Genomic DNA, 18,560 nt, shown 5'->3' with positions numbered 1-18,560 from the left:
GCAACTGTAACCTTTGATGAAACTCAAACTGATGGTGCTTGTGCTAGCCAATATACTTTAACTAGAACGTGGACTGCAACTGACGAATGTGGTAATGAAACTGTTCATACACAAACTATCACTGTTCAAGATACGACTGCACCAACATTTAATGAGACGTTGCCTGCAGATGTGACTGTGGAATGTGATGCCGTGCCTACTGCAGAGACATTAACAGCGTCTGATAACTGTGATGCTAATGCAACTGTAACCTTTGATGAAACTCAAACTGATGGTGCTTGTGCTAGCCAATATACTTTAACTAGAACGTGGACTGCCACTGATGAATGTGGTAATGAAACTATTCATACACAAACTATCACTGTTCAAGATACGACTGCGCCGACGTTTACTGCACCAGCTGATATTACCATAGAATGTGACGTAGATGTTACTGACTTAGTCTCAACTGGTGATGTTACTGATGAAGCTGACAATTGTGCGGAAGATTTAGAAGCAACTTATTCAGATGCTATAGAAGATGGTAGTTGTCCAAACGAAATCATAATTACACGTACCTGGACATTGACAGATGATTGTGGAAATGAAGCTGATTCTCAAGTACAGATAATTACTGTACAAGACACCACTGCCCCATCTTTTAATGAAAATTTACCTTCTGACTTAGATGTAGAATGTGATGCAGTCCCAGAAGCAGACATACTTACTGCTTCAGACAATTGTGATAGTATAGTTGACGTAGTATTCAATGAAGAAATTACCAATGGTGGTTGTGTAGGAGATTACTTAATCGAACGTACTTGGACTGCAATTGACAGTTGTGGTAACGAATCAATTCATATACAAATCATTACAGTATCAGACAATACAGCACCTGCTCTAGTAACACCATTTGAAGAAGATTTACTAGTAAGTTGCGACGAAGTTCCAGATGCTCCTAATTTAATATTTGAAGATAATTGTTCTAACGATATCAGTGTCTCTTTTAATGAATCATCTACTCAAACTGATAACATTGAAGATTATGTAATCACTAGAACATGGACAGTTACTGACGATTGTGGTAATACTATAGATTTTGTTCAAACTGTCACCGTAGAGGTTAGTAATGTTATTACACCATCAAATATTGACCTATGTATTGAAGATCTAGAAATCGACTTATTCGATTTATTATCTGGAGAATTTAATACTAACGGTACATGGACTGTTGTTTCAGGAAATGCAATTATCAATGATAGTTTCTTCGATCCTTCTACAGTTGAAGTTGGTGATTATACATTCCTTTACTCTATTACAGATGTTGGTTGTCCTGCTGAAGCTGAAGTGACCGTGAGTGTAAACGATGATTGTGTTGTTTTACCTTGTGGAGCTGAAGACGTAATTATTTCAAAGACAGTTACAGCAAATGGAGACATGTACAATGAGTTCTTTACTATAACTGGAGTTGAAGATTGTGGTTTTGTTGTAGAACTACAAATATTCAACCGTTGGGGAGCTAAAATTTACGAGAATAATAATTATCAAAATAATTGGAACGGAGAAGTACAAGGTTCTTCGGTAGGAAGTTCTGGAAAAGTCCCAACTGGAACATACTACTACATTATTAATTTAAGAAATAGTGGATTAGCACCATTTAATGGACCAATCTACGTAGCAACAGATAAATAAACTTAACCGATGAAGTTATCTAAATTTTTAAATATTGCGATTTTTCTGCTAGTGACATCAACAGCTTTTGCTCAGCAGTTACCTCAATTTACGCAATATATGTTTAATACTATTTCCATTAATCCGGCTTATGCAGGAAGTAGAGAAACATTCAGTGCTGTTGGATTACATAGAAGTCAATGGGTTGGACTTGAAGGTGGACCAGAAACTCAAACTTTATCAATTCATTCTCCTTTGAGAAATGATAAGGTAGGTTTAGGTTTATCTTTTATTAACGATAAACTAGGGTTTGAAAACTTTTCATATATCTATGGAGATTTTTCATATACCATTAGAACAGGAGTAAATCACGAATTGGCATTTGGAATAAAAGGTGGATTTACACATTACTTTTTAGATGAGGAATTATTGAATGACTCTTCGGTTGTGGATGACCCTTTCTTTAATGATTTATCAAATAGATGGAGTCCAAATTTTGGTGCTGGAGTATATTGGCATTCACAGAAGTGGTATGTTGGATTATCTGCACCTAGAATATTAAATACAGATTATAATAAAGGACGAGAAAACTCAATTGATTATGCTGCTTTAGAGCGTATAAGCTACTATTTTACTGGTGGTTATGTGTTTGACTTAAGTGCTACAACAAAGTTAAAACCATCAGTTCTATTAAAGGCTACTAACGGTGCGCCATTATCTTTTGACATTTCGGCAAACTTTTTGTTTAATGAAACATTCTGGTTGGGTGGTGCATATAGGGTAAATCAATGGGCATCAGCAATTGGTGGTATTGCAGATTTCCAAGTTTCTAAGCAATTAAGAATTGGTTATGCATATGAATACCCTATTTCAGACCTTAGACCTTACACGAGTGGTACTCATGAAGTACTATTAATGTTCGAAGTATTTAAAAGTAGACGAATTAAATCACCTAGATACTTCTAAAATAAAGATATTATGAAGATAAGAATATTAACACTTCTATTCGTTTTTGGATTATCAGTTTCATATTCACAGACTAAACTTGCTGATAAGTTTTTTAAGAATTATGGATATGTAAAGGCTATTGAGCTATACGAGAAAGCCTACGAAAAAGGAAATGATAGCAAACATGTACTTACTCGATTAGGTGATGCTTATTACAACAACTCTAATTCAGAGAAAGCTGCATTTTGGTATGGTGAAGCAATGAAGAATTATAAAAATCTTGATGCGGAATATGTCTATAAATATATTCAATCCTTAAGAAGTATTGGTAATTTTGAAGAAGCTGATAAGTGGTTTAAAGAATTAAGTGACGCTCAAGCTGGAGATAGTAGACTAAAAGGTTATAATCCTGACGAAGTTGATATTTACGATAAGCTGACCAGTCCAAAAGAAACAATTGTAAATATCGAGAATTTTGAATTTAATTCACCATTAGCAGACTTTGGCGGTTTTGTGCATGACAATACTGTTTACTTTGCCTCTGCTCGTGATGAAGATAGCGAGATTTATGATTGGAATAAAGAACCATTTTTAGATCTATATCAAGTTTCATTCACTCAGACTGGAAATGCTGTAAAATACGATAGTTCTGAAGTTAAAATAGAATCTGAGGATGTTAACACTGATTATCATGAAGCGTCCATTGCTATTACCAGTGATGGAAAAACGATGTATTTTACAAGAGATGATGTAAATAAGCGCAACAGAATAGAATATGACAAAGAAGGCACAACACATTTAATGATCTATAGTGCTAAATTAATTGATGGTAATTGGACTAACATTAAAGAATTACCTTTTAACGATAAGGTGTACTCTTCGGGTCATCCAGCCTTGAGTCCTGATGATAAAACATTATACTTTGTTTCTGATCGCGAAGGTGGTTTAGGACAAACTGATATTTACTCTGTTGCAATAAATGATAATGGCACATTTGGTGAGCCAGAAAATTTAGGTGAAAAAGTAAATACTGAAGGAAGAGAAATGTTCCCTTTTGTAAGTAAGGATAATACACTTTACTTTTCATCAGACGGTTACTTAAACCTTGGTCTATTAGATATTTTTAAGTCTGATATTCTTAAGAATGAAGAACGCAAAGATCCAGAAAATCTTGGAGCACCTCTAAATAGCGGGTATGATGATTTTGCATTTTTTATTGATTCTGATACACAAATAGGGTATTTCTCATCAAATAGACCAGGCGGAAAAGGTAGTGATGATATATACAGTTTTAATATTACTGAGTGCAAGCAAACTGTAACAGGTGTTGCGAAAGACAGTAAGACTGAAATCATACTAACAGGTGTTACAGTTAAACTTATTGATGAAACCGGTAAAATCATTGAAGAGATTACTACTCAACAAGATGGCACCTATACTTTTGAAGTAGATTGCGACAAAAAGTACACTATTGTTGGTGATAAACCAGATTATAAATCAGATCAAAAACCTCTTGAAACTGATTTTGAAAACGAAAAAGAGCATAAATTAGACCTAGAATTAGAACCATTAATTATTGATAATCAGATTGTAATTAACCCTATTTTCTTCGATTTTGACAAATGGAATATTAGAACAGACGCACAATATGAATTAGAAAATATTGTTGATGTTTTGCGTAAACATCCTACAATGGTGATTAAAATAGAATCTCATACAGATTGTAGAGGTACAAAACGATATAACAGAAAGTTATCAGATAGACGTGCTAAATCTACACGAGAGTATATTATTTCTAGAGGTATAGAAGCCAATAGAATAGAAAGTGCAATAGGTTATGGTGAAGACCAGTTACTTAATGAATGTGCTGATGGTGTGAAATGTACAGAAGAAGAACATCAGTTAAACAGACGATCATATTTCTATATAGTCAAAGAATAGATTATTTTCCTCAACATTACTTATAAATTGAAAAAGCTAGCTTTAATGGGGCTTGCTTTTTTTATGTCTAGTAGTTAAAATTGATAGATAGTGAATATTAAAATAATGAAAGCATTTAGTCTAGTTGATACATTTATGTTCTGTTCAAGAAATTAGTGCAGAGGTGTTCACAAGCTTATTCAATGCCAATGTAAAATACCATTAAGTCTTTTGATTCATTGCATTGAAACACGTTATAAAGTACTATAAAATAACACTAAGCATAAATGAACTTCAATAACTTCTACTATATATTAGTTGTAAAATGAACTTGTACGTTTTGAGGAATTATATATACAACTTAACATAAAGCACGAAAAAAGAGTTGCAATCTCTTGCAACTCTTTTTCAATTAGCTATTAATCAACTTTTAAAGCATATTATCGCTTTATAAATATATTCGTAAAATACCATCTACCTTCATTATTTTGTTCAGCAGAGATATCAAAATCTGTAAAATTTCCTTCTATTGTTTCTCTATGACTTGGACTATTTAACCAAGCATTTACAACTGCTTCGGCAGAATTAAAACCATATGCCACATTTTCAGATACAATATTTGCATTTGCATTGTCTTGTAAGCTTTGTTGTCTTAAAAAGAAATTATCATGAGACACATTATCTTCTTCAATCATGTAATCTGTATGTGTAAATGCAACAGCTTTTACAGTTACGTGATCATTTAACGGATTTAGACCAGAAGTAATTCTATGTGCATTAATCAGTTCCATAATCTCTATTTCAATCTGTTTTGCCTGTGGGGCTACAGGCACTTCAATTGATTCAATATCATCACTAACACTTTCAGTTGAGCATGAGGTCAACCCCATACTTAATACAAGAGCCAATACTGGCAGAAGCTTATAAGTTTTCATAATGTAGGTTAAGTTTTGGATTCAGATTTGGGGTCTAAATCTATTCTTTTGAAAAAAACGTCAACTCATTGGGGCAAATCAGTTAACTGCTAAATTCATAGACAATATACATATATTTAAACAATTAAGCCGACAATAAGCTTTGTTTTTCGATGAAATGTACAAAAGTGTGAGTTATTTCTTTATTCAAAAAAATTAGGATGAAAGTCGTTCCATTATCCAGAAATATTCATCATCTAAGCGATACCTAATTCTATCATGAAGCCTATTTGGTCTACCTTGCCAAAACTCTATTTCTTGAGGCTTTACAATAAAACCTCCCCAATGTTTTGGTCTTGGAATTTCTTTGCCTTCAAACTTAATTTCTAATGCTTTAAGTTTATCTTCTAATTCTTCTCTATTAGCAATGACATCGCTTTGGTTGGATACTAAAGCTCCTAATTGACTTCCTCTAGGGCGAGATTCAAAATAACCGTCACTTAAATTCTCTGCAATCTTCTCTGCCTTACCCTTTATAATGATTTGTCTTTCTGCGTCTGGCCAAAAAAAAGATAAACAAACGTGAGGATTTTTACTTATCGCCTTTCCTTTTTCACTATTGTAATTAGTGTAAAAAATAAAACCTTCATAAGTAAATTGTTTTAAGAGCACTACTCTACTTTTAGGAAAACCGTCTAAACCAATAGTAGAAATAGTCATAGCATTGGTTTCTGCCACATTGAAATTATTATCCACTTCATGAAACCACTTCTGAAAAACTTCCATAGGATTGTCAGAGAGATTTTCTTCCAATAACTGTTGCTTTTCGTATGATTTTCTGTACTTACCTAAATCCGAATTCATAATAAAATCAATTGTTTTTACGGTATTATTAAAAATTTATTAGTTTATTGCAAAATTAATGATTCATCCCTTATCATGAACTTTGAAAACAGTAAATATTCGCGTTTACTTAAATATCAGAAATTTTCACTAGACTCTGGTGATTTATATCTTACTGAAAACAACCTGATAATTTCTGAATTAAAAAGTGGCATCCATGTCAATCTAGATTTACTAGTTGAATTTTTTACTCATCCACCTTTTGAGTTTAAAAAAGGGCAATCTTATGGTTATATCGCTAATAGAATTAACTCTTATTCTTTTGACCCTAATGTTTGGGCAGATTTAAATAGTAATGACCATGATTACTTAGTGGCGGCTGCAATAGTAGCCTATGATACCACAAACTTTATTAATGCAACTATAGAGAAGAAATTTTATAATAAAAGTTTAAAGCGTTGCAGTAGCCTTGACGAGGCCATAGAATGGATGCAGGGTTTAAAGGAATTTAATTAGAAGTTATTCAAAGTTAAATTGTTTCCCATCTTTTGCCAATTTTATAGTTTCACTATAAATCTCAGAAGCTTCCTGTTTAAATAAACTTAGATCATCATATCTTGTTGAATAATGACCTAGTATAAGTGTGCCTGCATTAGCTTGTTTGGCTATACTAGCCGCTTGTTTTGCTGTACTATGCTTGGTAGGTTCTGTCAATTGCTCATTTTTTTCTAAAAAGGTAGATTCGTGATACAACACATCTACATTTTTTATAATAGGTAAAATAGATTCATTATAAGCAGTATCACTACAAAAGGCGTAGCTTTTTGGTTTTAAAGGTGGTTTTGTTACAGTTTCGTTCTTGATAAGGTTGCCATTATTATCTTCAACATCAAAACCTTGCTTAAGTTTTCTATAATAAGCAACATCAATATTGTGATTTAATACTGCATTCATATCTAATTTTCGTTCACCTATTTTTTCTTTAAACAAAAAACCATTTGTGTAAACACGATGATCTAATGGAATGGTGTGCACCTCTACTTTGTCATCTTCATAAATTAATTCTGAATCCTTTGATGTTAACTCATGGAAATAAAGGTTATAATTTGTCCAAGAATCTGATAATTTTAATTGAAGCGTAATGACTTCTTTTAGACCTTTAGGTGCATAAATATGTAAATCTGTATCTCTACCTAATAAACGAAATGTAGAAATTAAACCTACTAAACCAAAACAATGATCACCATGTAAATGCGAAATAAAAATGTGCTTTATCCTTGAAAACTTAATTTTATTGCGTCTTAATTCTACTTGCGTACCTTCACCACAGTCTATTAAAAACATACGATTTTTAATCTCTAAAACTTGAGAAGTAGGATTGGTATTGGTTCGAGGTGTTGCGCTATGGCAGCCTAATATGGTTAATTTCATAGACTAAAACCCTAAATCGCGTTCTATGTCTTCCATCTCAATGATATCATACGCCTCCTGCATTGTTGGTACGACGACAAGTTCATCTGGCATTTCATCTAAATTCACTTCATCCGTAATAATTACAAAAGACTTATTATCGCTTCTATGTGCATTAGAAACCCTTAAAAACTCAATGATATCTTGTAATGAAATTGATTTTATGGAAGTTAAACTGACTATGATATGGTGATTTTTAAATTTATCATAACTCGACTCAATAGCTTTAACTAAAGCCGTAACAGAGAGCTTTTCTTGAGTGATAATTGTGATATTTTCGTCCTTATCAATAATCATAATTTTACTTTTTAATTTTTGAAGCCAATAGATAAATTACAGCCATACGCACGGCAACGCCATTTTCTACCTGATCTAGTATAATCGCCTGATCAGAATCAGCAACATCACTAGTAATCTCTACACCACGGTTTATTGGTCCTGGGTGCATGATAACAATCTCCTTGTTCAAGCTATCTAAAAGTTCCTTATTTACACCAAACTGTTGTGTATATTCTCTGGTTGATGGAAAATAACTAATATCCATACGCTCATTTTGAACTCTAAGCATATTAGCCACATCACACCATTCAAGGGCTTTTCTAAGATTAGTCTCAACCTTTACACCAAGATCTTTTATGTACTTTGGTAATAAGGTTTTTGGTCCACAAACCATAACATTAGCACCTTGTAACTGCAGTGCGTATATGTTAGAAAGTGCTACCCTACTATGTAAAATATCACCCACAATCACCACATTTTTCCCTTTAACAGTGCCAAGTTTTTCTCTGATTGAATAAGAATCTAATAAGGCTTGTGTTGGATGCTCATGCGCACCATCACCGGCATTTACAATACTTGCATTAACATGTTTAGATAAAAATACACCAGCACCTGGATTCGGATGACGCATAACTACCATATCTACTTTCATAGATAAGATGTTATTTACTGTATCTATAAGTGTTTCTCCTTTCTTTACCGAAGACTGTGATGCCGAAAAGTTAATAACATCTGCAGAAAGTCTTTTTTCTGCCAATTCAAAGGATAGTTTGGTTCTAGTTGAATTTTCAAAAAATAAATTGGCAATTGTAATATCTCTAAGTGAAGGAACCTTTTTAATCGGTCTATTTATAACTTCTTTAAACTGATCAGCAGTTTCAAATATTAAATCTATATCCTCTTTTTTAAGATATTTTATTCCTAATAAGTGATTGACACTTAATTCACTCATAATCTAACAATTCTTATTTATCTATTAAATACACAACATCTTCACCATCATTTTCTACCCAATGCACCTTAACTTTTTGTTCTTCTATAGCATCTACTTGTCTTCCTTTATAAGTAGGCTGTATTGGTAAATGACGACTAAATCGTCTGTCTATTAATGTCAACAACTCAATATTATTTGGTCTACCAAAAGATTGAATTGCAGTTAATGCGGACCTTATACTACGACCAGTATATAATACATCATCAATGAAAACAACATTTTTTCCTTCGACAATAAAATCTATTTCTGTCGTGTTGGCTTCTAAAGGTTTATCGCCTCTTCTAAAATCATCTCTAAAAAAGGTAATATCCAGATGACCTAATTGAAGGTCTTTAATCTTATGATCCTTGGTGAGCATCTCGGCTAATCGGTTTGCTAAGTACTTTCCTCTAGGCTGAATACCAATTAATACAGTTTCAGAAAAATCATCATGATTTTCAATAAGTTGACAAGCCAATCGATGAAGAATTATATTGACTTCTTTAGAGTTAAGTAATACTTTTTGACTCATGTAGTATCCAAACGTTGTTGGGTAACAAAGTTAAGCTAAATAATTAGAGTTTCAAACAAAATGAAGACTCATAAAAAAAGCCTTTTGAGAAATCAAAAGGCTTTTAATATTTATAAAAATAGGATTGAATTACTTCTTTCCGTCCATTTTATCTTTAAGTGCTTGTAAAGCATCATTAGCATCACCTAGAGTTGGTTTAGCCTCAGCTGCTGCAGCTTCTGCTTTCTTAACAGCCTGCTTAACAATCTTAGCTTCTTCTTCTCTAAATACTGCAGTATGAGAAGCTACAACTCTCTTGAATTCTTTATTGAACTCAATGATTTTGAATTCTGCCTCTTCACCTTTCTTTAACTTAGTACCATCTTCTTTCTCTAAGTGACGAGAAGGAATAAATGCAACGATATCTTCGTTGAACGCAATAGTAGCACCTTTATCAACTACATCTGTAATAGCAGCAGTATGAGATGTACCAAGAGCAAACTCAGTTTCGTATTTATCCCATGGGTTATCAGTAGTTTGTTTATGACCTAATGATAATTTACGACCATCTACGTCTAATTCTAATACAACTACATCTAACTTATCACCTACATTACAAAACTCACTTGGGTGCTTAATTTTCTTAGTCCAAGATAAATCAGAGATGTAAATTAATCCGTCGATACCTTCTTCTAATTCTACGAATACACCAAAGTTTGTAAAGTTACGTACAACACCTGTGTGCTTAGAACCTACAGGATATTTAGATGTAATGTCTGTCCATGGATCTGGAGCTAATTGCTTAATACCTAGGGACATCTTACGATCTTCTCTATCTAAAGTTAAGATTTGTGCTTCAATCTCATCACCAACTGCAACGAAATCTTGAGCAGAACGTAAATGTGTAGACCAAGACATTTCACTTACGTGAACTAATCCTTCAACACCTTCAGCAACTTCAACAAAAGCACCGTAATCTGCAATAACAACTACTTTACCTTTTACTTTGTCACCAACTTTAACTTCTTCTCCAAGAGCTTCCCATGGATGTTTAGATAATTGCTTAAGACCTAATTGAATTCTAGACTTGTTCTCATCAAAGTCTAAGATTACAACATTTAATTTTTGGTCTAATTCTACAATCTCGTTTGGATGGTTGATACGAGACCAAGATAAGTCTGTAATATGTACTAACCCATCAACACCACCAAGATCAATAAATACACCGTAAGAAGTAATGTTTTTAACAACACCTTCTAATACTTGTCCTTTTTCTAATTGACCAATGATTTCTTTCTTTTGCTCTTCGATATCTGCTTCGATAAGCGCTTTGTGAGAAACAACTATGTTTTTGAATTCGTGGTTGATTTTCACAACTTTAAATTCCATAGTTTTATTTACGTACTGGTCGTAATCTCTAATTGGCTTAACATCAATTTGAGAACCTGGTAAGAATGCTTCGATTCCGAAAACGTCAACAATCATTCCACCTTTTGTTCTGCACTTTACAAAACCATTTACGATTTCACCAGTTTCGTGAGCTTTATTAACTCTATCCCATGCCTTGATTACACGAGCTTTTCTGTGAGATAATACTAATTGACCTGTAGCATCTTCACGTACGTCAATTAATACTTCTACTTTATCTCCAACTTTTAAATCTGGGTTGTAACGGAACTCGTTAAGAGAAATTACACCTTCAGACTTAGCGTTGATATCGATGATTGCATCTCTGTCAGTAATATGTACTACTACACCTTCTACAACTTGGTCATCTAATGTGTCAACAAAGTTTTCTGATACTAATTTTTCAAATTCTTCAAGTTTACTGTCAGCTACTTGCTCAATTCCTTCTTCGTAATTGTGCCAATCGAACTCTTTTAAGAATTTTTCTGGATTTGCTTGAGCTTCAGAGACTACTGGAGCTTCTACTGTAGTTGCTGCAGTTGCTTCAACTTCAGCATTGTTTGTTTTTTCTTCAGCCATAATTGCTGATTAAAATTTGTATTCTGTGATGGTTTGAAAGTCTTGCGAAAACTCACAGAAGTATTAATTATAGTTTAAATCGTTCCTTTTCGTCTTTCACTAATCCGCTAAAAAGGAGCGCAAAATTAATCATTTTCAAATTATTAACAAACAATTTACCTGTATAATATACTAAACTGGTAATTAACATATTTATAATGTTTCATAAACATACCTTATTTAGTAAGTTTTTAATTTCAAACAAAAATAAAATGAAGTATCAAATGTATATTGCTTTTGTAGTGTTATGTCTAACTATTGGCTGCAATAGTGATGACGAAAGTAGCAATCCTTTAGAAGAAAACGAACTTCTTAGTTTATGGGAAATTAAAGCTGAAGGACTTAATAACGTGATGTCACTAGAGGATTTATGCTGTGATTTTATAGAGTTTTTAGATGATGATAATTCAAATGACCTAAGAGGAAATTACAACACTTATGTTCATAACAATATAACTGGTACAGGGACATTTTCCATTAACTTAGAAAATAATGTGATAACTTATTCTACAGAAAACGTTAATACTTATTAGAGAGAATACTTCATAAATAGTAATGCTTTAGAGTTATGGTACTTTGATGATAATAATAACCGTCATTGGACGACATATCAAAAAGTCACTAACTAATTGCCTGAATAACAAAACTTAAGAACTTAGGTGTGACCAATATAAATTACCTGTGTCTTATCTGTAGAATATCAAAAATGACAGAACTTTTCACAAGAAATAATTTTTAAAATGATATTTTTACGAGACACATATAAACTCACTATTAATTATTAAAAACTAAATTATATTATGGTAAAAGCAAAATATCAAAGCGTATTAGACTTAGGTGAAAAATTAAACATCCAAAACGGTAAAATTGAGGAATCAGACGGGAAATTAAAAGTTTGGGGTACTGCTGCAACACAATACGAAAAAAACTTATTGTGGGATGCTATCAAAGCTGCTGGTGGTGATAATCCTTCAGACATCATGGCAGACATAAAAGTAGCTGATGAGTCAGTATATGCAAGACATACTGTAGCTTCTGGTGAGACTTTAGGTAAAATTGCAAAACACTATTATGGTGATGCTATGAAGTACAAAGCTATTTTTGAAGCAAATACAGATATCTTAAAAAATCCAGATTTAATTCATCCAGATCAAGAGTTAGTGATTCCTAACTTATAAAAAAGATCTTTTTAAAATAAAAAAGGCGACTGCACTTCGAGAACCTCAGTGACCAGTCGCTTTTTTTATTGCATATCATTTACAAGGTTAAGCAGCATTTCTATCTGCGCTTCAATAGTTAAATCTGAATTATCTATTTCAACCGCACCTTCTGCTTTTACTAGAGGTGAATCTTCACGTGTAGAATCTATTCTGTCTCTTGTTGTAACATTTTCTAATACATCTTCATAAACTAAATTATGACCTCGATCTAGCAATTCCTTATAGCGTCTTTTTGCTCTCGTTTCTGCCGAAGCCGTCATAAATACTTTTAGCTCTGCATCTGGAAAAACAACAGTACCGATATCTCTTCCATCCATAACAATGCCTTTATCAATTCCCATTAACTGTTGTTGCTGAACAAGTTTTTGTCGCACTTCTGAAATTGCAGCGACTGGACTTACATATTTCGAAACCTTGAGAGTTCGAATCTCTTTTTCGATATTCTTATCATTAAGATATACCTCTGCAAAACCTAATTCCTCATTGAATTGAAACGTAATATTTATTTCATCTAATCTCGAAACAAGTTTATCAGAATCAAAAAATTCAGATCCAATCAATTGGTTTTCTATAGCGAAATAAGTGATTGCTCTATACATCGCACCAGTATCAACATAAACATAATTTAAGGCTTTTGCCAATTGTTTAGCGATTGTGCTTTTACCTGTAGAAGAAAAGCCATCTATTGCGATTATAATTTTATTCATGTAATGCGAAAATATGTTGCAGTATAATCTATCTTCTTCTGTTATCCAAATCTATTTGAAGCCCGAAGAAACTTGTATTAGATGCACTGGTATATCTGGCATGCGTATAACTAAAACGCATTTTATTCAATCTTACTGAAATACCTGCAGAAATCCCAGAAAAGGTTCTTTGATCAACAATTCGTAATTCTTCACCTCTTCTAAAGTTATACCCAACTCTTAAGTTAAAACCTCTATCTGGCCATAACTCAGCACCAAGAATTAGGTGTCGTAATGCATTATTCAAAAAACTGACTTCTTCTTGAGTTTGGTTACCATCTAAATCTGTAGTGGCTCTTGCTGGGTTTGAAACACCAATGTTCCATTGCTGCAGGTTCTCTAAAGTTAAATGCCATCTAATAGGAACATTTTCTAAGGTTTGAGACATTCCAAAGTTAATTTCAAATGGTAAAGGTTCGTTTAAACCTGCGTATGTTGTGAATTGTGTACCTAGATTCCTTATGGTTAAAGCAGCATGAAAATCTAAATCTTCATTAATATACATGGCACCAATATCTACAGCACCACCAATAGAATTATATTGTTCTAATAGAGATGTAATAATCTTTACGTTTGCGCCTACATAAAAATCGGTAAATGGAATATTGTAGTTATAACCAAATGAAATTGCAGCTTCATTACCACCAAAAGAGCCAGTGGACACACCATTAACATCATAGCCATCAAAAGAACCATAATTAATATAGGTTACACCAAAGTGAAAAGTTTGTACACGCCTATCCCAAGTATAAGCATAAGCTGCTGTTCCGTAAGTAATATCGCCTAAATAATTAGAAACATTTGCTGCTAGCTGGTTATGCATTTGCCAATTAATTGAAGCTGGATTATACAATGCTTCAGTGACATCATAGTCAAAATTCGTGATGATTTTACCTCCTAATGCGGCCTGTCTTGGTGAGGATACTAAATTGAGAAACTGATATGTAGATTCGCCACCTAATTGCGCAAATATTGGCAATGCAAAAAATAATACGCAAAACTGGACGAACCTTTTAATCATAGGTGTGCAAAATAAATAAATCTCTCTTAAAACGCTGATATGATTTTTTTATTTTTTCAGTTAGTTTCATTCTGCTTTAGACGTAACACTTGGCCTACTTTAATAAGGTTAGATTTAAGTCCATTTAAAGATTTAAGTGCCTCAACTGTAAGACCGGTTTTCTTTGAAATACTATATAAAGTGTCACCTTTTTTAACTAACCAATCATTACTATTTTCATTTCTATTAATAAATTGAACCTTAAGTATTTGACCTGTTTTTATTAAAGTTGATGTTAAGTTGTTTTCTCGTTGTAAGTCTTCTACTTTAACATTATATTTTTTTGATAAGCTATATAGCGTCTCACCTTTATTTACCTTATGGAAGCCAGAATTATTTTCTAGTTTATCAGTATTGAAATTATCATCCACTACATTACCTTGATTTTCAAAATTACCAATTCTGAGCTTTTGACCTGAATCAACTATACTAGACTCCAAATTATTAGCAGCTATTAGTTGTTTTAATGAAACATTAAACTTTTTTGAGATATCCAAAAGTGTTTCGTCATCTTTAACCACATAATAGTAACTTCCAATATCATTAGGTTTCAAATCGTCTTCAGATACAAGTTTCGAAACAACAGTGTCAGTTTCGGTTTCTGATCGTATAACTTCTTCTTGATTTACCAATATAACCTCACCAGTAATTAAATTAAGCCTAGCTGGTTTACCATTAAGTGTTACATCTTTATATTGCTCTTTTGACTGAGCAAACAATGACGTACTCATCAAAAGTATAACTGCAATCCATATAAGCTTAAAGCTTTTTGGCATTTTTTACTTTTTGTTTTGTAATTGCAATATCTAATACTTCGCTCATATCTTTCACATAATGAAATGTCAAACCTTTTAAATATTCTGGTTTAATTTCATCAATGTCTCTTTTATTATCCGCACAAAGAAGTATTTCTTTAATTTTTGCACGTTTAGCAGCAAGAATTTTTTCTTTAATTCCACCAACAGGTAATACTTTACCTCTCAAAGTAATTTCGCCAGTCATGGCAAGGCTTTTCTTAACCTTGCGTTGTGTAAATAAAGACACTAAAGAGGTTAACATAGAAACCCCAGCACTCGGGCCATCTTTTGGTGTAGCACCTTCAGGTACATGGATATGCACACTATATTTATCAAAAACTTCAGGGTTAATATCAAATTTGTCTGCATTTGCCTTAATATATTCCATAGCAATGGTTGCAGATTCTCTCATAACCTTACCTAAGTTTCCAGTTATGGTTAGGCTTCCTTTACCTTTGGACAAAATAGATTCGATAAAAAGAATATCACCACCTACTCTAGTCCATGCCAGACCTGTTACGACACCAGCCACATGATTATTTTCGTACTTATCACGCTCTAATCGTGGACTTCCCAGTACTTCAATAATATCCTCATTAGAAACTTTCACATCATATTCCTCTTCCATTGCAATATTCTTAGCCGCATACCGCACCATTTTTGCAATTTGTTTTTCTAAACCTCTAACTCCCGATTCCCGTGTATAACCTTCTACAATTTTTTCTAATTGTGGTTTACCAATTTTTAAATCTTTATTCGTTAAACCGTGCTCCTCTAGTTGCTTTGGTAATAGATGACGTTTAGCAATTTCTACTTTCTCTTCGATAGTATAACCTGTCACATTAATAATCTCCATACGATCTCTTAATGCTGGTTGAATGGTATTTAGGCTATTTGACGTCGCTATAAACATTACCTTAGATAAATCATATCCCATCTCTAAGAAGTTATCGTAGAACTCACTATTCTGTTCTGGATCTAATACCTCTAACATAGCAGAAGACGGATCACCTTGATGACCGGCAGATAACTTATCTATTTCATCTAATACAAACACAGGATTTGAAGTGCCAGCTTTTTTAAGACTTTGAATGATTCTACCTGGCATTGCACCAATGTATGTTTTTCTATGGCCTCTAATTTCAGCTTCGTCACGTAAACCACCTAGAGAAACTCTAACATATTCTCTACCCATTGCTTCTGCTATAGACTTTCCTAAAGATGTTTTACCAACACCTGGAGGTCCATACAAACAAAGGATTGGGGACTTCATATCGTTACGAAGTTTTAAGACTGCCAAATACTCAATAATTCTTTTCTTAACATCATCTAAACCAAAGTGATCGCGATCTAAGATTTTCATCGCGCCTTTTAAATCGAATTTATCTTCGCTAAACTCATTCCAAGGTAAATCTAAAAACAAGTCTAGATAATTTCTTTGAATAGAATATTCTGCAACTTGCGGATTCATGCGTTGCATTTTGGCAAGTTCTTTTTCAAAATGCTTCGCAACCTTTTCGTCCCATTGTTTGTCCTTAGCTCTTGCTCTCATTTCTTCAATCTCCTCGCCAGAAGACACGCCACCACCTAATTCTTCTTGAATAGTCTTCATTTGCTGATGTAAGAAATATTCACGCTGTCGCTGATTCATATCACTCTGAACCTTATTCTGAATATCATTTTTGAGTTCGAGCTTTTGATATTCGAGATTCATAAATTTTAAGGTCTGAAGCGCACGTTCTTTGAGATCATTAATCTTTAAAAGTTCTTGTTTTTCTTCAACCTTAAGATTCATATTAGAAGATACAAAATTTACTAAGAACGAACTACTTTCAATATTCTTAATAGCAAAAGTTGCCTCTGTCGGAATGTTTGGACTCTCTTTAATAATCTCTAACGATAAATCTTTTATAGAGTCAATGATAGCACCAAACTCTTCATTACCTTTTTCTGGTTTAGTTTGAGGTAAATCTGAAATTTTTGCAGTTAAGTAAGGTTTTTCAGAAACTATCTCATCAACCTTAAAACGCTTTTTACCTTGAATAATAACAGTTGTGTTTCCATCAGGCATTTTAAGCACTTTTAAAATACGCGCCACTGTACCTGTTTTATAGATATCATTTGCAGTAGGGTTTTCAACAGCTTCATCCTTCTGAGCAACAACACCTATTACCTTACCACCATTATTAGCATCATTTATCAATTTAATTGAAGTGTCTCTACCAGCAGTAATAGGAATTACAACACCAGGAAAAAGAACTGTATTTCTTAATGGTAAAATTGGAAGTGACTCTGGTAAAGATTCATTATTTATAAGCTCTTCATCTTCTGGTGTCATTAACGGAATTAATTCTGAGTTTTCGTCAAAATCCTGAAATGACAAACTGTCAAGCCTTAAAAAATTAGATTTCTTCATATAATTTATAAGCCATTATGTCACCATTACGCAACATTTGGCATTTTTTTTAAATGTATTAATTATCTATTAAAAACTGAATATCAATAATTTATAAGATATTCAAAGTTATTCACACTCATATAAATTCAATTGTTATGCCATTGATAACATAAAAAAGATTAAATTTTATTCAATAAACTGTAACACTCCGTAACAACTTATATCTATAGACTAAAGCAATTGTTTTTTTGACATCAACCAATCAAAATATCGAACAGTTACTATTGCTCTGTAAATCTAAAAACCAACGTGCACAACTAGAGGTTTATAATAGATATAACAAAGCAATGTATAACACAGCAATTAGAATTGTAAAAGATTCTTTTAAAGCTGAGGACATTATGCAAGAGTCTTTTTTGACGGCGTTTACAAAACTTGAAACATTAGAGGACACCAAACTTTTTGGTGCATGGTTAAAACGTATTGTGGTGAATAATAGTATAGCTCATTACAATAAAACCATAAAACAAAATGAAGTGCCTTTAGAAAATGTGATGTATAAAGTTGAAGATGACTTAGGTATTAATGAAAATAGTCATAAGAGTGAAAAAGTAAAGCAAATTCTTAAAGTAATGAAGTTTTTAAAACCCAATTACAGTTTAGGATTAACACTACACTTAATAGAAGGTTATGATTATGAGGAAATTTGTGAAATCATGAATATTTCTTACTCCAATTGTAGAACTATGATTTCTAGAGCTAAGGAAAGCTTAAGAAAGAAATTAATGCAACCCGTGAACAACTAA

General features: G+C 32.9%; 18 protein-coding genes. 7 read left to right on the top strand and 11 right to left on the bottom strand.

What is annotated here, in order from left to right; translation table 11 throughout:
• From HRU50_RS11485 to HRU50_RS11475, 3 genes are all read left to right on the top strand, one after another.
• Positions 1-1,671 (top strand): gliding motility-associated C-terminal domain-containing protein (locus HRU50_RS11485; protein WP_296351230.1); only part of this gene is annotated, 1,671 nt, incomplete at its 5' end.
• Between the two features lie 9 nt (positions 1,672-1,680).
• Positions 1,681-2,616, top strand: a complete 936-nt coding sequence (locus HRU50_RS11480) for a type IX secretion system membrane protein PorP/SprF (protein WP_296351229.1) — start codon at positions 1,681-1,683, stop codon at positions 2,614-2,616.
• A 12-nt stretch (positions 2,617-2,628) separates the two neighbouring features.
• Positions 2,629-4,539 (top strand): OmpA family protein, encoded by a 1,911-nt coding sequence (locus tag HRU50_RS11475; RefSeq protein ID WP_296351228.1) that lies wholly within the window; start codon positions 2,629-2,631, stop codon positions 4,537-4,539.
• 419 nt (positions 4,540-4,958) lie between these two features.
• Here the strand turns inward: HRU50_RS11475 and HRU50_RS11470 are convergent, their stop codons facing one another.
• Entirely contained in the window at positions 4,959-5,453 is a 495-nt protein-coding gene (locus HRU50_RS11470; RefSeq protein WP_296351227.1) for a CAP domain-containing protein, read from the bottom strand.
• A 195-nt stretch (positions 5,454-5,648) separates the two neighbouring features.
• Positions 5,649-6,296 carry a pyridoxamine 5'-phosphate oxidase gene (pdxH, locus tag HRU50_RS11465; RefSeq protein WP_296351226.1) on the bottom strand — a complete coding sequence of 216 codons (648 nt, stop codon included), beginning with the start codon at positions 6,294-6,296 and terminating at the stop codon, positions 5,649-5,651.
• Positions 6,297-6,371: 75 nt separating this feature from the next.
• Here pdxH and HRU50_RS11460 point away from each other — a divergent pair, with 75 nt between their 5' ends.
• A complete protein-coding gene (locus HRU50_RS11460; protein ID WP_296351225.1) occupies positions 6,372-6,791 on the top strand; it encodes a hypothetical protein in 420 nt (139 codons plus the stop codon).
• Between the two features lie 3 nt (positions 6,792-6,794).
• On the opposite strand, the gene HRU50_RS11455 is transcribed toward HRU50_RS11460, so the two are convergent.
• The 5 genes from HRU50_RS11455 to rpsA form a co-directional block, all read right to left on the bottom strand.
• The gene (locus HRU50_RS11455) at positions 6,795-7,706 is read right to left on the bottom strand and encodes a ribonuclease Z (RefSeq protein ID WP_296351224.1); all 912 of its coding nucleotides are present in this window, start codon (positions 7,704-7,706) and stop codon (positions 6,795-6,797) included.
• A 3-nt stretch (positions 7,707-7,709) separates the two neighbouring features.
• Positions 7,710-8,042 (bottom strand): ribonuclease Z, encoded by a 333-nt coding sequence (locus tag HRU50_RS11450; protein ID WP_296351223.1) that lies wholly within the window; start codon positions 8,040-8,042, stop codon positions 7,710-7,712.
• Between the two features lie 4 nt (positions 8,043-8,046).
• Positions 8,047-8,976, bottom strand: a complete 930-nt coding sequence (locus HRU50_RS11445; protein ID WP_296351222.1) for an aspartate carbamoyltransferase catalytic subunit — start codon at positions 8,974-8,976, stop codon at positions 8,047-8,049.
• A gap of 13 nt (positions 8,977-8,989) precedes the next feature.
• Positions 8,990-9,529 carry a bifunctional pyr operon transcriptional regulator/uracil phosphoribosyltransferase PyrR gene (gene pyrR / locus HRU50_RS11440; protein ID WP_296351221.1) on the bottom strand — a complete coding sequence of 180 codons (540 nt, stop codon included), beginning with the start codon at positions 9,527-9,529 and terminating at the stop codon, positions 8,990-8,992.
• A 129-nt stretch (positions 9,530-9,658) separates the two neighbouring features.
• Positions 9,659-11,494, bottom strand: a complete 1,836-nt coding sequence (rpsA, locus tag HRU50_RS11435; RefSeq protein WP_296351220.1) for a 30S ribosomal protein S1 — start codon at positions 11,492-11,494, stop codon at positions 9,659-9,661.
• A gap of 251 nt (positions 11,495-11,745) precedes the next feature.
• On the opposite strand from rpsA, the gene HRU50_RS11430 reads away from it, so the two are divergent.
• Both HRU50_RS11430 and HRU50_RS11425 read left to right on the top strand, forming a co-directional pair.
• Positions 11,746-12,066 carry a hypothetical protein gene (locus HRU50_RS11430; RefSeq protein ID WP_296351219.1) on the top strand — a complete coding sequence of 107 codons (321 nt, stop codon included), beginning with the start codon at positions 11,746-11,748 and terminating at the stop codon, positions 12,064-12,066.
• Positions 12,067-12,333: 267 nt separating this feature from the next.
• Entirely contained in the window at positions 12,334-12,711 is a 378-nt protein-coding gene (locus HRU50_RS11425) for a LysM peptidoglycan-binding domain-containing protein (RefSeq protein WP_296351218.1), read from the top strand.
• Positions 12,712-12,776: 65 nt separating this feature from the next.
• Here HRU50_RS11425 and cmk read toward each other — a convergent pair whose 3' ends face one another.
• From cmk to lon, 4 genes are read right to left on the bottom strand one after another with little or no spacing between them, the layout of a single operon-like run.
• The gene (gene cmk / locus HRU50_RS11420) at positions 12,777-13,460 is read right to left on the bottom strand and encodes a (d)CMP kinase (protein ID WP_296351217.1); all 684 of its coding nucleotides are present in this window, start codon (positions 13,458-13,460) and stop codon (positions 12,777-12,779) included.
• Between the two features lie 28 nt (positions 13,461-13,488).
• On the bottom strand, positions 13,489-14,520 hold the full coding sequence (porQ, locus tag HRU50_RS11415; protein WP_296351216.1) for a type IX secretion system protein PorQ: 1,032 nt from the start codon (positions 14,518-14,520) through the stop codon (positions 13,489-13,491).
• Positions 14,521-14,576: 56 nt separating this feature from the next.
• A complete protein-coding gene (locus HRU50_RS11410) occupies positions 14,577-15,335 on the bottom strand; it encodes a LysM peptidoglycan-binding domain-containing protein (RefSeq protein ID WP_296351215.1) in 759 nt (252 codons plus the stop codon).
• Positions 15,319-17,772 carry an endopeptidase La gene (gene lon / locus HRU50_RS11405; RefSeq protein ID WP_296351214.1) on the bottom strand — a complete coding sequence of 818 codons (2,454 nt, stop codon included), beginning with the start codon at positions 17,770-17,772 and terminating at the stop codon, positions 15,319-15,321. Before lon ends, HRU50_RS11410 begins: the two co-directional genes overlap by 17 nt.
• A gap of 230 nt (positions 17,773-18,002) precedes the next feature.
• Between lon and HRU50_RS11400 the strand changes: the two genes are divergently transcribed.
• Positions 18,003-18,560 carry a sigma-70 family RNA polymerase sigma factor gene (locus HRU50_RS11400; protein ID WP_296351213.1) on the top strand — a complete coding sequence of 186 codons (558 nt, stop codon included), beginning with the start codon at positions 18,003-18,005 and terminating at the stop codon, positions 18,558-18,560.

Source organism: Winogradskyella sp. (assembly GCF_013213835.1).
Taxonomy (GTDB): Bacteria; Bacteroidota; Bacteroidia; order Flavobacteriales; family Flavobacteriaceae; genus Winogradskyella.
The sequence above is the reverse complement of the archived record's forward strand: the minus strand, read 5'-3'. Positions and strand labels throughout refer to the sequence as shown.

Bases quoted from the DNA above. Each gene is read 5' to 3' on its own strand.
- HRU50_RS11475 (WP_296351228.1), top strand. From the start codon at position 2,629: ATGAAGATAAGAATATTAACACTTCTATTCGTTTTTGGATTATCAGTT.
- HRU50_RS11450 (WP_296351223.1), bottom strand. From the start codon at position 8,042: ATGATTATTGATAAGGACGAAAATATCACAATTATCACTCAAGAAAAG.
- HRU50_RS11460 (WP_296351225.1), top strand. From the start codon at position 6,372: ATGAACTTTGAAAACAGTAAATATTCGCGTTTACTTAAATATCAGAAA.
- rpsA (WP_296351220.1), bottom strand. From the start codon at position 11,494: ATGGCTGAAGAAAAAACAAACAATGCTGAAGTTGAAGCAACTGCAGCA.
- porQ (WP_296351216.1), bottom strand. From the start codon at position 14,520: ATGATTAAAAGGTTCGTCCAGTTTTGCGTATTATTTTTTGCATTGCCA.
- pdxH (WP_296351226.1), bottom strand. From the start codon at position 6,296: ATGAATTCGGATTTAGGTAAGTACAGAAAATCATACGAAAAGCAACAG.
- HRU50_RS11425 (WP_296351218.1), top strand. From the start codon at position 12,334: ATGGTAAAAGCAAAATATCAAAGCGTATTAGACTTAGGTGAAAAATTA.
- HRU50_RS11455 (WP_296351224.1), bottom strand. From the start codon at position 7,706: ATGAAATTAACCATATTAGGCTGCCATAGCGCAACACCTCGAACCAAT.
- HRU50_RS11410 (WP_296351215.1), bottom strand. From the start codon at position 15,335: ATGCCAAAAAGCTTTAAGCTTATATGGATTGCAGTTATACTTTTGATG.
- HRU50_RS11430 (WP_296351219.1), top strand. From the start codon at position 11,746: ATGAAGTATCAAATGTATATTGCTTTTGTAGTGTTATGTCTAACTATT.
- pyrR (WP_296351221.1), bottom strand. From the start codon at position 9,529: ATGAGTCAAAAAGTATTACTTAACTCTAAAGAAGTCAATATAATTCTT.
- cmk (WP_296351217.1), bottom strand. From the start codon at position 13,460: ATGAATAAAATTATAATCGCAATAGATGGCTTTTCTTCTACAGGTAAA.
- HRU50_RS11470 (WP_296351227.1), bottom strand. From the start codon at position 5,453: ATGAAAACTTATAAGCTTCTGCCAGTATTGGCTCTTGTATTAAGTATG.
- HRU50_RS11480 (WP_296351229.1), top strand. From the start codon at position 1,681: ATGAAGTTATCTAAATTTTTAAATATTGCGATTTTTCTGCTAGTGACA.
- HRU50_RS11445 (WP_296351222.1), bottom strand. From the start codon at position 8,976: ATGAGTGAATTAAGTGTCAATCACTTATTAGGAATAAAATATCTTAAA.
- lon (WP_296351214.1), bottom strand. From the start codon at position 17,772: ATGAAGAAATCTAATTTTTTAAGGCTTGACAGTTTGTCATTTCAGGAT.